The 15,162-nt window shown below is 54.5% G+C and carries 12 protein-coding genes; 6 read left to right on the plus strand and 6 right to left on the minus strand.

Features of this window, described 5'->3' with window-relative positions; all coding sequences use genetic code 11:
* Positions 1–29: 29 nt before the first annotated feature.
* Entirely contained in the window at positions 30–2,309 is a 2,280-nt protein-coding gene (clpA, locus tag ACWWFX_RS13240; protein WP_456147520.1) for an ATP-dependent Clp protease ATP-binding subunit ClpA, read from the minus strand.
* A 30-nt stretch (positions 2,310–2,339) separates the two neighbouring features.
* Complete coding sequence (gene clpS / locus ACWWFX_RS13245; protein WP_015965121.1) at positions 2,340–2,660, minus strand: ATP-dependent Clp protease adapter ClpS; 321 nt, start codon at positions 2,658–2,660, stop codon at positions 2,340–2,342.
* Between the two features lie 309 nt (positions 2,661–2,969).
* On the opposite strand from clpS, the gene cspD reads away from it, so the two are divergent.
* Complete coding sequence (gene cspD / locus ACWWFX_RS13250) at positions 2,970–3,194, plus strand: cold shock-like protein CspD (protein WP_015965122.1); 225 nt, start codon at positions 2,970–2,972, stop codon at positions 3,192–3,194.
* Positions 3,195–3,259: 65 nt separating this feature from the next.
* Here cspD and macB read toward each other — a convergent pair whose 3' ends face one another.
* Positions 3,260–5,200, minus strand: a complete 1,941-nt coding sequence (gene macB / locus ACWWFX_RS13255; protein ID WP_473224000.1) for a macrolide ABC transporter ATP-binding protein/permease MacB — start codon at positions 5,198–5,200, stop codon at positions 3,260–3,262.
* Entirely contained in the window at positions 5,197–6,312 is a 1,116-nt protein-coding gene (gene macA / locus ACWWFX_RS13260) for a macrolide transporter subunit MacA (RefSeq protein WP_473224001.1), read from the minus strand. Before macA ends, macB begins: the two co-directional genes overlap by 4 nt.
* 162 nt (positions 6,313–6,474) lie before the next feature.
* Between macA and ACWWFX_RS13265 the strand changes: the two genes are divergently transcribed.
* Complete coding sequence (locus ACWWFX_RS13265; protein WP_276218042.1) at positions 6,475–7,425, plus strand: VirK/YbjX family protein; 951 nt, start codon at positions 6,475–6,477, stop codon at positions 7,423–7,425.
* Here the strand turns inward: ACWWFX_RS13265 and ACWWFX_RS13270 are convergent.
* Complete coding sequence (locus ACWWFX_RS13270; RefSeq protein ID WP_015965126.1) at positions 7,422–9,080, minus strand: ATP-dependent endonuclease; 1,659 nt, start codon at positions 9,078–9,080, stop codon at positions 7,422–7,424. The two genes, ACWWFX_RS13265 and ACWWFX_RS13270, sit on opposite strands and share 4 nt — an antisense overlap.
* A gap of 482 nt (positions 9,081–9,562) precedes the next feature.
* Between ACWWFX_RS13270 and aqpZ the strand changes: the two genes are divergently transcribed.
* The 4 genes from aqpZ (at position 9,563) to hcr (ending at position 14,129) form a co-directional block, all read left to right on the plus strand.
* Entirely contained in the window at positions 9,563–10,258 is a 696-nt protein-coding gene (gene aqpZ, locus ACWWFX_RS13275) for an aquaporin Z (RefSeq protein WP_015965127.1), read from the plus strand.
* A gap of 193 nt (positions 10,259–10,451) precedes the next feature.
* Positions 10,452–11,351, plus strand: a complete 900-nt coding sequence (locus ACWWFX_RS13280) for a LysO family transporter (RefSeq protein WP_276218045.1) — start codon at positions 10,452–10,454, stop codon at positions 11,349–11,351.
* A 146-nt stretch (positions 11,352–11,497) separates the two neighbouring features.
* Positions 11,498–13,150 (plus strand): hydroxylamine reductase, encoded by a 1,653-nt coding sequence (hcp, locus tag ACWWFX_RS13285; protein WP_473224002.1) that lies wholly within the window; start codon positions 11,498–11,500, stop codon positions 13,148–13,150.
* A 10-nt stretch (positions 13,151–13,160) separates the two neighbouring features.
* Positions 13,161–14,129, plus strand: coding sequence for an NADH oxidoreductase (gene hcr, locus ACWWFX_RS13290; RefSeq protein WP_473224003.1), 969 nt, complete (start codon positions 13,161–13,163; stop codon positions 14,127–14,129).
* A gap of 42 nt (positions 14,130–14,171) precedes the next feature.
* Here the strand turns inward: hcr and ACWWFX_RS13295 are convergent, their stop codons facing one another.
* Entirely contained in the window at positions 14,172–15,161 is a 990-nt protein-coding gene (locus ACWWFX_RS13295; protein WP_473224004.1) for a SphA family protein, read from the minus strand.
* Between the last annotated feature and the right edge of the window lies 1 nt (position 15,162).

Here is a 15,162-nt window from a genome sequence, read left to right on the forward strand (position 1 = left end):
CCCGGTTTCAAATTACTGACTTCAGAGAATCAATGCGCCGCTTCCGGTTTGTGCTTTTGCGCACTCTGGAACCCGTAGGTCAGCTCATTTTTCTCTTTATCCAGCGCCACCGTCACCTGGCCGCCATCGACCAGTGAGCCGAACAGCAGCTCGTTCGCCAGCGGTTTTTTCAGGTTATCCTGAATCACGCGGGACATTGGACGGGCGCCCATTGCGCGGTCATAGCCTTTCTCCGCCAGCCAGTTGCGGGCTTCCTGAGTGACTTCCAGCGACACGCCTTTCTGATCCAACTGCACCTGCAGCTCGACGATAAACTTATCGACAACCTGATGGATAACCTCGGTAGAGAGGTGATCGAACCAGATAATGTTGTCCAGACGGTTGCGGAATTCCGGCGTAAAGATCTTTTTGATCTCTTCCATCGCATCGGTGCTGTTATCCTGCTGGATAAGGCCGATAGATTTACGCTCGGTTTCACGCACCCCGGCGTTGGTGGTCATCACCAGCACCACGTTACGGAAGTCGGCTTTGCGGCCGTTGTTATCGGTCAGCGTGCCGTTGTCCATGACCTGCAACAGCAGGTTAAAGACGTCCGGGTGCGCTTTCTCGATTTCATCAAGCAGCAGTACCGCGTGCGGATGTTTGATAACCGCATCGGTGAGCAGACCGCCCTGGTCAAAGCCCACGTATCCAGGAGGCGCGCCAATCAGGCGGCTCACCGTATGGCGTTCCATGTATTCGGACATATCAAAGCGCAGGAGTTCAATGCCCATCGCTTTTGCCAGCTGGACCGTCACCTCGGTTTTCCCGACCCCGGTTGGCCCGGCGAACAGGAATGAACCGACCGGACGATGATCGTGGCCGAGACCGGCACGGCTCATCTTGATCGCTTCGGTTAACGCATCGATGGCTTTATCCTGACCAAACACCAGCATTTTCAGGCGATTACCCAGCGTTTTCAGCGTATCGCGATCGCTCTGGGAGACGCTTTTCTCCGGGATACGCGCAATACGCGCGACCACGGATTCAATGTCCGCCACGTTGATCGTTTTCTTACGCTTGCTGATAGGCATCAGGCGCGCACGCGCACCTGCTTCATCAATCACGTCAATCGCTTTATCCGGCAGATGACGGTCGTTGATGTATTTCACCGCCAGCTCAACCGCCGCACGTACCGCTTTCGCGGTGTAGCGCACGTCATGGTGAGCTTCATACTTCGGTTTCAGACCGTTGATAATCTGCACGGTTTCCTCGACAGAAGGTTCGGTAATGTCGATTTTCTGGAAACGACGCGCCAGGGCGCGGTCTTTCTCAAAGATGTTGCTGAATTCCTGGTAAGTGGTTGAGCCCATCACCCGAATTTTACCGCTGGAGAGCAGCGGTTTAATCAGGTTAGCGGCATCCACCTGGCCACCCGACGCCGCACCCGCACCGATAATGGTATGGATTTCGTCGATGAACAGAATACTGTTGTTGTCCTGCTCCAGCTGTTTGAGCAACGCTTTAAAGCGTTTTTCAAAGTCACCGCGATATTTAGTCCCCGCCAGCAGCGAGCCGATATCCAGTGAGTAGATGGTGCAGTCGGCCATAATTTCCGGCACGTCACCGCGCACGATGCGCCATGCCAGACCTTCGGCAATTGCGGTTTTACCGACGCCGGATTCGCCCACCAGCAGCGGGTTGTTTTTGCGACGACGGCAGAGCACCTGAATGGCGCGCTCCAGCTCTTTGTCGCGGCCAATCAGCGGGTCAATACCGCCGACGCGAGCAAGCTGGTTAAGGTTGGTGGTGAAGTTTTCCATACGTTCCTCCCCGCCTGCTTGCTCTTCATTGTTCGGGGCCGGGCTTCCGGAGTCAGAAGACTGGCTCGGTTCGTCTTTACGCGTACCGTGAGAGATAAAGTTGACCACATCGAGGCGGCTCACTTCATGTTTACGCAGAAGATACGCAGCTTGCGACTCCTGCTCGCTGAAAATGGCGACCAGAACATTTGCGCCGGTGACTTCGCTACGGCCAGAAGACTGAACGTGGAATACCGCGCGTTGCAGGACACGCTGGAAGCTGAGCGTCGGCTGTGTGTCGCGCTCTTCTTCACTAACCGGCAGAACCGGCGTGGTTTGTTCGATGAAGGCTTCGAGTTCCTGACGCAGCGCGACCAGGTCTACAGAACACGCTTCCAGCGCTTCACGGGCCGATGGGTTGCTAAGCAGTGCCAGCAGCAAGTGCTCGACGGTCATAAACTCATGACGGTGCTCGCGCGCTCTGGCGAAAGCCATGTTTAAACTGAGTTCCAGTTCTTGATTGAGCATAGGCACCTCCCCCAATTTTCATGCCTGATTTCAGGCTTTTTCCAGCGTACACAACAATGGATGCTCGTTCTCCCTCGCGTATTTGTTCACCATGGCTACTTTGGTTTCTGCCACCTCGGCAGTGAAAACACCACAAATAGCTTTACCCTGATAGTGAACCGTGAGCATGAGTTGTGTGGCACGTTCTACATCATAAGAAAAGAATTTTTGTAACACGTCAATAACAAACTCCATTGGCGTGTAATCATCATTGACTAAAATCACTTTATACATCGATGGGGGTTTCAGCCCATCCTGTAGTTTGTCTTCCGTTAGCTGGTCAAAATCCAGCCAGTCTCTGCTCTTACTCATTGTCAGTCATCATCTTCGGTGGCAAGTGCGCAGTCGCTGACCTCTGTTTATACAGGTACTAAATCTACTGTAGATCATAGATAACTATCACCTATAGCTGTCATTAGCGAACTCTGTCACATTCCCGTCAATAGCGTTAACTGCTTCAAATTTTGATTCATTTTCCGCCAATCTACCCCTTCAAACCCTTGACGCTTCGCGCGAAAACTCTAAATTGTAGTGGCGAGAGTTGGCGAGGTTTTAAACAGCCCCTGACTCCACCACCGGTTCATTCCATCTACATATAAGAGTTACGAAGGATGTCGAAGTATGGAAATGGGTACTGTTAAGTGGTTCAACAATGCCAAAGGGTTTGGTTTTATCTGCCCGGAAGGCGGTGGCGATGACATATTCGCCCATTACTCCACCATTCAGATGGATGGTTACAGAACGCTAAAAGCCGGGCAATCGGTCCAGTTTGATGTTCATGAAGGCCCGAAGGGTAACCACGCCAGCGTGATTATTCCCGTCGTCGAGGCAGAAACTGCCGCATAGCCTTCACGCTTCATTGTGTACATCCCGCCGTCAAAATGCCAGTCCCTTCGACTGGCATTTTTCTTTTACTCGCGCGCCAGCGCATCCACCGGGTCAAGCCGGGCCGCATTGCGAGCGGGTAGCCAGCCAAACAGCACGCCGGTGAGCGTCGAACAGATAAACGCCGTGAGCAGCGCGACGGGCGAAAAACCAATTTCCCAGCCCGGCAAAATCAGCTGCAGCGCCAGCGCTATCATTAAGGATAGCGTCACACCTAACGCTCCGCCTACCAGACACACCAAAACCGCTTCAATCAAAAATTGTTGCAGCACATTGCTGGCCCGCGCCCCCACCGCCATACGAATACCGATTTCGCGCGTTCGCTCGGTCACCGACACCAGCATAATATTCATCACGCCAATACCGCCGACCACCAGCGAGATGACCGCCACCAATGTCAGAAACAGCTGTAATGTATGTGTGGTGCGTTCCGCCGTTTTCAAGACGCTGTCCATATTCCAGACGAAGAAATCTTTTTTGCCATGGCGAAGATTGAGCAACCGCGTGAGCTGCTGCTCGGCAAAACTGCTGTCGTAGCCCTCTTTCACGCGTACCGTGATCGAATTGAGCCACGACTGCCCCATTACGCGCCCCGCCATCGTTGAGTAAGGCAGCCAGACGCGCAAAATTGTACTGCTGCCAAACATCGACTGCTTCTCATCCGCCACGCCAATTACCGTGGCGGGCATATTCCCGACCAGAATAATTTCGCCGACCACGCTGGTTTTATTCGGGAAAAGCTGGCGACGAGTATTGTTATCCAGCACCACCACCTGCGCGCGCTCAGCGGCCTGAATCGCATTAAAGGTGTTGCCCTCGCTGAAGGTCATGCCGTAAACATTGAAGTACTGCTGGCCAATGCCCTGCACGCTGGCGGCAACATCAATATTACCCGCGCGTAACCGCAGGTTTTTAGAAACGGCGGGCGTTGCGGAACTCACCCACGACTGTTTTTCAATCGCCAGCAGGTCGTCGTATTTTAGCGATTGTTGATACTGCGGGTCGTCATCGCCAAAGTCTTTACCGGGATACACATCAATCGTGTTGGTACCAATAGAACGAATATCCGCCAGCACCATCTGTTTTGCCGCATCGCCCACCACCACAATCGACACCACCGAGGCAATACCGATAATGATGCCGAGCATGGTTAACAGCGTGCGCATTTTATTGGCCGCCAGCGCGCGCCACGCCATCGACAGCGCTTCGCGGAAACTGTTGCTGAACTGCCGCCAGCCGGAGACGTGCTCACCGCTCAGGCGTCGCGCTTCGCCCGTCGCTGTTTTGGCCGGCGGATTACGCAAAATCTCACCGTCATGAATTTCGATCACCCGTTCGGCCTGCGCGGCCACCTGCGGGTCGTGGGTGACGATAATAATCGTGTGCCCCTGCTCTTTGAGCTGGTGCAGAATCGCCATCACCTCTTCGCCGGAACGGCTATCCAGCGCCCCGGTCGGTTCATCCGCGAGGATCACCTGCCCGCCGTTCATCAACGCACGCGCAATACTCACGCGCTGCTGCTGGCCACCGGAAAGTTGTGAAGGCGCGTACTCGACGCGCTCTTCCAGTCCGAGGCGCTTGAGCAGTTCCGCCGCGCGCGTCAGGCGGGCTTTGCGCTCCATACCGGCGTACACCGCGGGCATTTCCACGTTTTGCACCGCCGTCAAATGCGAGAGCAAATGATAACGCTGGAAGATAAAACCAAAGTGCTCACGGCGCAGTTGCGCCAGCGCATCGCTATCGAGTGTGGCGACGTCAACGCCCGCCACGCGATAGGTGCCACTGGTCGGTTTATCGAGGCAGCCAATGATATTCATCAGCGTGGATTTACCGGAGCCGGACGCGCCGACAATCGCCACCATCTCCCCGGCGTTGATATCCAGCGTAATGCCTTTCAGGACGTCAACATTCCCGTCACCGGAAGGATAACTACGGCGAATATCCGTGAGCTGCAGCAGCGCCGTCATTTCGCGGCTCCCGCTTTGCCCTCGCCAATAATCACTTCGTCGCCCGCTTCCAGACCTTTCGCAATTTCCACTTCCGTGTCGTTGCGCGAACCGATGGATACTTCGCGCGGTTTCACCTCACCGTTACGCAGCAGGCGCACGGTATAGCGGTTATCGCCCACGCTGTCGCCCAGCGCACTCAGCGGGATGGTCAGCACGTTTTTCACGCCTGTGAGCTGAATATGTACCTGCGCGGTCATCTCCAGACGTAATACGCCCTGTGGGTTAGGCACTTCAAAACGCGCATGATAGAAAATGGCATCGTTCACTTTTTCCGGCGTCGGCAGGATATCTTTCAGCGTGCCTTCGTAGCGCGTTAACGGATCGCCGAGAACGGTGAACCAGGCTTTCTGCCCCGGTTTCAGGTTAATGACATCGGCTTCAGAGACCTGTGCTTTCACCAGCATGGTGCTGAGATCCGCCAGCGTCAGGATGTTTGGCGCTTGCTGCGCCGCAATCACCGTCTGCCCTTGCAGAGTCGTAATTTGCGTGACTTCACCGGCCATTGGCGCCACGATCCGCGTATAATCGAGATTCGTTTTTGCCGTATCAAGCGAGGCCTGATTCCGCTTAATTTGCGCATCAATCGTGCCGATTTGCGCCTGTTTCACTGCAAGTTCGGTCGTCGCGGTGTCGAGTTCCTGGCGCGAAATGGCCTGCGTTTTCGCCAGCTGCTGTTGACGTGCCAGCGTCACCTGCGCCAGCTTACGTTCGGCTTCCGCCTGAGCACGTTGCGCGCGCAGTTCCATCAGCGTCGCTTCAACTTCTTTAATCTGGTTTTCCGCCTGCTCCGGGTCAATCACCCCCAGCAGTTGCCCTTTTTTGACTTTGTCGCCAATCTCAACGGAGAGCGTTTTCAACTGCCCGCTCACCTGCGCGCCGACGTCAACTTTACGCAGCGCATCAAGCTTGCCTGTCGCCAGCACGCTTTGTTCCAGCTCGCCCGGGCGAACAATCAGCGTTTGATACTGCGGCAGTGGCGCATTCAGCGTGCGCCAGACGGCAATCAGCCCCACGATGACCACCACCGCGAGCAGCACATATCGTTTTTTTATTTTTCCCTTAATACGCATACCTATCCTGATATTTTTCGTTGTTTCAGCCAGAGTGAGAGCGTCAACATCAACCGTTACTAAACAAATAAGTAAAGGTGAACAGGGTAACAGAGTTATTGAGAATTGGTTAAGTTTGCCAGTGGTGAAATCAACGCATCATCCATTACGCGGATTGCTGATATGTTGCAAACCACTGAAAACTCCCATTACCCGACACTCCCTACCTCCAGCGTTGGCCTGTTTTTCTGCTTATGGAGCGGGCTGTGGCGCCCCGGAAAGTTCTGGCATCAGCGCAGCTTTCGTAGAAAGTTTATGCTGCGTTCACTGGTGATGCCGCGTTTATCACGCCAATGGATGGCAGAAATGGCGAAATGGCCCGACCTCGAACGCCTGTTATTAATTCAGCCGCGCCTGCCGGTTCGCCTGCACCGCCCTTATCTGGCCGTCAATCTTGATCGCCATCAGTTGCTGGATGCCCTGCGCTATCATTATCATACGCTGCGCCAGGCGCTGACCACGGATGAGTTACAGCGCTACTTCGCCCACGCAGGCATTCCGCTGGCAGAAATCGAAGGCAAAGACGGCGAAATCTTTACCCTCCATTTTGCGTCCGTCATCTCACTGGATAAAGAGGGGGAAAGCACGATTCTGCTGCGCAACGCGCGCAATGAAATGCTGGCGGAAATTACTTTCACCATTTGCGAATATGAAGGTAAGCGCACGCTGTTTATTGGCGGCTTGCAGGGCGGGAAAACCGAGCAGTCACAGCAGGATATTCATCAGGCGACCAAAGCCTGTCACGGCCTGTTCCCGAAGCGCGTGGTGATGGAAGCGGTGTGCAGCTTTGCCCAGCGCTGGCAGATGGAGCAAATTCTCGCAGTGAGCAATCAGGCGCACATTTACCGCAGCCTGCGTTATCGCGATAAAGAGAAAAAAATCCACGCGGATTATGACAATTTCTGGGAAGCTGTCGGCGGGGTGAACGATGAGCGTGGTTATTACCATTTACCGCTCTCCGTCGCCCGTAAAGACGAAGCGGATATCGCCAGTAAAAAACGCGCGGAATATCGCCGCCGTTACGCGCTGCTGGACAGCATCACCAGCCAGATCCAGCAGCGCTTCAATATTTAGTCGGCTTTCCCGCGCGCCAGCCAGATAACCCGCGAGAACATTTTTCGCAGCAGCGTCGGTACGGCGTCCACGCCGCGCCGCCCTGCTTCCATCGCCACCTCAATGGCCAGGTCAGGTTTTGAGGAGCGGTGAATCGCTTTGGTGATCACCCGGCGCATGTTCATGGGAATATTCTCCGGCAACTGCGCCACCCGATGGTAAACATCAGAGAAACCCTGACGATACATAAAGTGTTCCATATCCAGCGCCGGGAGCGTCGTCAGGTAGTGACGCTCCTGTTCCCTGTCATTATTGAGCAGGCCGCGCACGGTCGCGGCGTACTTCTTACCGGCCTCATCGCCATCCACCAGCACGTGCCACTCAATCCCCATTCGCCGGGCGAATTTAATCAACGGCTTCAGGCCTGACTGGGCAAATTCAATAACTTTAACGCCTTCGGCATCGAAGTGATGACCACACTGGCGCGCCAGTTCGTTAATGACCCAGGTTTCGGTTTCGCCCTCCACCAGCAGCCAACAGCGCGCAAACAGCGACGACGCGCGATTAAAGCGAATGTGGAACGAAATGCGGCGGCTGTCGTCGGGGTTCATACCGCCCGGCCCTAAACGCCACGCCGCCACGCGGGAGGATTCACGCACCAGACGGCATACGTGTTCCATCGGCGTTAACGATAATAGCTCGCCAGAATTGGTGGTGGTCACGCGCTGTAGCGGCAGCAGATTGAGTAAATTCCACGCCACCGACAGCATGATCGGGTGTAGTCGCGTTTCCGGGTCTTCAATTAACAGCAACGGACGCGCGTCTTTATCGAGGCGTACGGTGCCTTTTGCCTGCAATAACGTGGAAAAGAGCGCGAGAAGGATCATCCGGTGGCTGCGTGCGCCAGGTTTATCAATCATTCGGTTGATGATATCGAGATAACGCCAGCTTCGCTGTTCATCGTGAGAGCGCTGACGCATCAGGCGGTTGCGCGCTTCATCCGAGCCTTGTTCAGAGAAGTAGTGCTCCAGCAGTTGCACCATCGCCGACAGCCCCTGACGAATTTGTGCATCGCTCAGATTTTGCGGGCTGGAAACCAGCTCGCGGGAGAGAAAATCAAGCTGTTGCGCGGTCACTTCGACGTCCGGCGTATTAGGCACGGTGCCGTTGCGAATGCGGCGCATAAAGCGCGCGTCGCGCAGGCGCAGCACTGGCATCAGGCGAATCAAATGGCGCGCCATCGCATCGATATCGTCCAGCTCCAGCGCATGCCCGTTGCTGTCGATAAAACTGCGCAGCGTCATGACGCTGTCATCCGCGCCCAGCTCACCTTCCAGACGGTAAAACAGACGATGATAACCATCTTCGCCGCGCGACCAGCAATCGGCCAGCGGGCGGTAGCGCCGCCCACGATAACGCCCCGGTTCAGATTCGCGGAAGGTCAGAATAATATGCAAATGATGTTCGCGGCCCTTCACATCGCCTGGCGGAAACCAAAAATCGTTACGCACAAAGTGATAGAGCTCATCACGAGGAGATAACAGCAGGGTTAACGCGTCCAGCAGGCTCGATTTGCCCCAGGCGTTCTCGCCAATCAGGACGTTGTTTTGCTCAAGCATTAATGACAATCGATTAATGCCACGAAAACCGACAATTTCTACGCGTTCAAGAAGCATGTCCCCTCCGTTTAGCTACCGCCTTTTCCTTCTGTTATCGGGAGTATATACGCAAAAACATTCAAGTTGCGTCAAGCCGTTAAGAGAGTGCGGCATTGATACGGATCCGGACTGCCCGGTCGCAACGCGACGGTGCTTTTCGCTAACACAAAAATGTGAGAGTAAACAGATAATGCTACCAATGAATATTCTTAAAAGAATGCACTACACTCTATTCAACCACGCAGATTGTTTAAGGAATAACATCACATTGCCTTACATCAAATTTAACGTATAAATTTAACTGGTGAAGGGATGACAACGTTTTTAAAATAACGACTTCTATACTCGGCTTTATTCTGTTGGCATTGCGGTGATTCTGCTCACTTTCCCTGCCAGCAGTAATGTCGTGGGTATAAATTGTGTCGTCACCCCTTTCTGACGATAAATAATGTACAGAGAGAATTTTCTCATCCTGTACGTGCTTTTTTATTGAGGTGGTTATGTTTAGAAAATTAGCTGCAGAGTTCTTCGGTACTTTCTGGCTGGTGTTTGGTGGTTGCGGTAGCGCCGTTCTGGCTGCGGCATTCCCGGAACTGGGTATCGGTTTCGCGGGCGTGGCGCTGGCATTCGGTCTGACCGTGCTGACCATGGCGTTCGCTGTCGGTCATATCTCCGGCGGTCACTTTAACCCGGCCGTTACGCTGGGCCTGTGGGCGGGCGGTCGTTTCCCGGCGAAAGACGTTATCGGCTACATCGTGGCGCAGGTTATCGGCGGTATCGTCGCTGCGGCAGTGCTGTATCTGGTGGCCAGCGGTAAAGCAGGCTTCGACGCTGCGGCAAGCGGCTTCGCGTCTAACGGCTATGGCGAACATTCACCGGGCGGCTTCTCTATGCTTTCCGCTATCGTCATTGAAATCGTGCTGACCTGTGGCTTCCTGCTGGTCATCCACGGCGCGACCGACAAACATGCGCCGGCAGGCTTTGCACCGATCGCTATCGGCCTGGCGCTGACTCTTATCCACCTGATCAGCATCCCGGTTACCAACACCTCTGTTAACCCGGCGCGTAGCACCGCGGTCGCTATCTTCCAGGGCGGCTGGGCGCTGCAACAGCTGTGGCTGTTCTGGGTTATGCCGATTATCGGCGGTATCCTCGGTGGCCTCATCTACCGTACTCTGCTGGAAAAACGCGACTGATTTACGCTGCGTTTGATGAAAAGCCCGCTATGCGGGCTTTTTTTTGTGTCGGATGGCGCTACGCTTATCCGACCTACTTCATCACCGCCCCGTAGGCCCGGTAAGTGCAGCGCCACCGGGCAGGTTTGATATTTGATGCCAATTTCGGTAGTGTCATTGCCGCTCAATACACACTGCAAGGAATAGACCGCTCATGTTGTCGGGACTGCTGATCATTCTTGTACCCCTGATTCTGGGTTACCTGATCCCCCTCACCCATCGCCCCACGCTTCAGCTGATTAATCGACTGCTTAGCTGGATTGTTTACGTAATCCTCTTTTTGATGGGCGTGAGCCTGGCATTTCTCGATAATCTGGCCAGCAATCTGTTGGCTATTTTCTACTATTCCTCTATCAGTATTGTGGTTATTTTGCTGTGTAATATTGCAGCACTTTTCTGGCTCGAAAAGTCGCTGCCCTGGCGTCACCATCATCAGCAGGAAAAATTACCTTCACGCCTCGCAATGGCGCTGGAATCATTAAAACTGTGCTTTGTGGTAGTCGGTGGTTTTGTCGTGGGTTTAACTGGCCTCTCATTTTTACAACACGCGACCGCCGCCAGCGAATATACGCTTATTTTCCTTTTGTTCCTTGTGGGTATTCAACTGCGCAATAGCGGCATGACGCTAAAACAGATTGTCCTCAATCGCCGTGGGATGATTATTTCCGTGGTGGTGATGGTAAGTTCTTTAATTGGCGGAGCGATTAATTCCCTGATTCTCGGTCTGCCGTTAAAAACCGGGCTGGCGATGGCGTCCGGATTTGGCTGGTACTCCCTTTCCGGCATTATGACCACCGATGCTTTTGGCCCGGTGATTGGCAGCGCCACTTTCTTTAACGATCTGGCACGCGAACTCATTGCCATTATGCTCATTCCGGCGCTGGTGCAGCGTAGTCGTTCTACGGCACTCGGTTTGTGCGGTGCGACGTCAATGGACTTCACACTCCCTGTTCTTCAGCGCTCCGGCGGCGTGGAAATGGTGCCGCCCGCGATTGTTCACGGCTTTGTGTTGAGCCTGCTGGTTCCCCTGCTGATGGCCTTCTTCACCGCCTGATTACCCCCATGGCGGTAGCCTTCGCTGCCGCCAAAATTGCGCTAAATCAACCTCCCTTTAACTAGCCATAAAAACCGCTTTTCAACCACATGGCTCAGGCTTACCCTTAAACATGTATATTAAATATAACTTTAAAAGGTATGACCATGTTTTGTGTGCAATGTGAACAAACCATCCGTACTCCGGCAGGAAACGGCTGCGCGTACTCGCAGGGTATGTGCGGTAAAACCGCCGAAACGTCCGATCTTCAGGACCTGTTGATTGCCGCTCTGCAAGGCCTCTCCGCCTGGGCGGTGAAAGCGCGTGAATATGGCATTGTCGATCATGCGATTGATAACTTTGCGCCGCGCGCCTTCTTCTCCACGCTGACCAACGTTAACTTCGATTCTCCGCGCATCGTCGGCTACGCACGTGAAGCCATCGCCCTGCGTGATGCACTGAAAGCCCAATGTCTGGCCGTTGATGCCAGCGCAAGCGTGAATAACCCGATGGCCGATCTGCAACTGGTCAGCGATGATTTAGGCGCACTGCAACAGCAGGCGGCCGAATTTACCCCGAACAAAGACAAAGCAGCGATTGGCGAGAACATCCTCGGCCTGCGTCTGCTGTGCCTGTACGGCCTGAAAGGCGCGGCAGCTTACATGGAGCACGCGCACGTTCTCGGTCAGTACGACAACGATATCTACGCGCAGTATCACAAAATCATGGCGTGGCTGGGCACCTGGCCTTCCGATATGAACGCTCTGCTGGAGTGCTCAATGGAAATCGGCCAGATGAACTTCAAAGTAATGAGCATTCTGGATGCCGGTGAAACCACCAAATATGGTCACCCGACGCCGACTCAGGTGAACGTCAAAGCGACCGAAGGGAAATGTATTCTGATTTCCGGTCACGACCTGAAAGATCTCTACAATCTGCTGGAACAAACCGAAGGCACCGGCGTTAACGTTTATACCCACGGTGAAATGCTGCCAGCACACGGCTACCCGGAACTGCGTAAATTCAAACATCTGATCGGCAACTACGGTAGCGGCTGGCAGAATCAGCAGGTGGAATTCGCCCGCTTCCCTGGCCCTATCGTGATGACATCTAACTGCATCATCGACCCGACTGTTGGCGCATACGACGACCGTATCTGGACCCGTAGCATCGTCGGCTGGCCGGGCGTGAGCCACCTCGAAGGCGACAACTTCGGGCCGGTTATTGCCCAGGCACAGCAGATGGCGGGCTTCCCGTACAGCGAAATCCCGCACCTGATCACCGTTGGTTTCGGTCGCCAGACGCTGCTGGGCGCAACGGATACTCTGATTGACCTGGTGAGCCGCGAAAAACTGCGTCACATCTTCCTGGTCGGCGGCTGCGATGGCGCGCGCGGCGAACGTAACTACTTCACCGATTTCGCCACCAGCGTGCCGGACGATTGCCTGATCCTGACCCTGGCGTGCGGGAAATACCGCTTCAACAAACTGGACTTCGGCGATATTGAAGGTCTGCCGCGTCTGGTGGATGCCGGTCAGTGTAACGATGCATACTCCGCAATTATCCTGGCGGTGACGCTGGCGGAAAAACTGGGCTGTGGCGTCAATGACCTGCCGCTCTCCCTGGTGCTCTCCTGGTTCGAACAGAAAGCGATCGTCATTCTGCTGACTCTGCTGTCGCTGGGCGTGAAAAACATCGTTACTGGCCCAACCGCACCGGGCTTCTTCACGCCGGACCTGCTGGCAATCCTCAACGAGAAGTTTGGTCTGCGTTCTGTGACCACCGTTGAAGAAGATATGAAGCAGCTGCTGAGCGCGTAAGGAGTAAACGATGACGATGCCAACCCCTCAATGTCCGTGGCGGATGCAGGTACACCACATCCACCAGGAAACACCGGATGTATGGACGCTGTCACTGCTGTGTCACGACTACTATCCGTACCGCCCTGGCCAGCATGCGCTGGTGAGCGTGGGTAACTCGGCCGACACCCTGCGCGCGTATACCCTCTCATCGACGCCGGGCGTGAGCGAATACATTACGCTGACCGTTCGTCGTATCGACGATGGCGCAGGCTCCCAGTGGCTGACCCGCGATGTCAAACGCGGCGATTACATCTGGCTGTCTGATGCGATGGGCGAGTTTACCTGTGACAATGAGCCGAACGACCGTTTCCTGCTGCTGGCAGCCGGTTGCGGGGTGACGCCGATCATGTCGATGCGTCGCTGGTTGGCAAAATATCGCCCGCAGGCTGACGTGCAGGTTATCTTCAACATTCGCTCGCCACAGGATGTGATTTTCGCCGACGAATGGCGCAACTATCCGGTCACGCTGGTGGCAGAAAACAATGCCACCCATGGTTTTGTCTCTGGTCGTCTGAGCCGTGAACTGCTGCAAAGCGTGCCGGAGATTGCGTCTCGCACCGTGATGACCTGCGGTCCCGCGCCGTACATGGACATGGTGGAGAAAGAGGTGAAAGCGCTCGGCGTAACCCGCTTCTTTAAAGAGAAGTTCTTCACGCCGGTGGCCGACGCCGTTAACAGCGGTCTGAAATTCACCAAACTGCAACCGGCACAGGAGTTTTACGGCCCGGTAGGCACGACGCTTCTGGAAGCGATGGAAAGCAACAAAGTGCCGGTACAGGCCGCTTGCCGCGCAGGCGTGTGCGGCTGCTGCAAAACCAAAGTGGTGTCTGGCGATTACACCGTCACCAGCATCATGACGCTGAGCGAGCAGGAAATCGCCGACGGATACGTGCTGGCGTGCTCCTGTCATCCGCAGGGTGATTTAGTGTTGGCGTGATCCCGAATGTGAAAAGCCACCGGCCATAACCGGTGGCTTTTTTTAAAATGCTTTGACGTACAGAAAATTGACGATTGCCGCATTACGACTGCGGTTGCGCACTTCCGTTTCCGTGTAGACATTAAGCGTCAACGTATCCGTTGGCGAATATCCCCACATCACACCAGGCCCTATTCCCAATACCTGTTCCCGTGAATCTTTTAACGTATCGCTATTCACTTTATCGTCGGTGATCTGCTTCAGATAGTAACCATTAATACCGACGTGCCACGTCGGCGCCACCTCATATTCACTGGCAAAGTTGAGCCACACCAGTTGCCCCGCCTGGGTGTCATTCACACTACCGTCTCGCCAGGTAAGCGGCTGGCTGCTGGCGGGATCATCATTCTTAAAGTTATACAGATATTGCAAGCGCCAGTTTACCGTCCAGCGTGGTTCAGGCAGCCAGGTGGCAGACCAGGTAGGCGTAAATGACCACTGATTTGCACCGGGGTTAATATCCCTGTTCGCATCATATTTCCCCGTAGGAACGTTAAAACCAATCTCAAAACGGTGAACAAAGACGGGTTCACCGCGCACGTTGGTTAGCGGGTGATATTGCAGATACGTTCCGATAAAGATATCCCCGACCCCGCCGCTGTTCGCTTTTAGTTTTGCCGGGCCACCAAAATGCGTATCAAACCCGACAAGTGGAATAATCAAATCCAGTCCCAGCGAAGCGCCATCGAAAGGCGAGTCGGCAAAGGTGTAGAGGAACTGGTGATTACTTACCCACACATCCAGCTTCATCGGATTGAACGCATCTATACGATTACCGCTGTTGTCGCGCAACTGATTAGCATGTGAGTAACGGTAATAACCCAGATAAGCAAACTGCCCCGGCTGTGCCGCCGGAAAACCATCATAAAAACTGGTAAACCCGGTATTTAGCCCTGCCGGCTGATTGACCGTCGGCGTGGCCCCCTGCGCCGGTGTCACGACAGCGACCAGAAAAAACGCGCAGGCAATACAACCTTCACGAAATGAAAGCATG

The sequence above is a fragment of the Pseudocitrobacter sp. 2023LY-00077 genome (assembly GCF_055796175.1).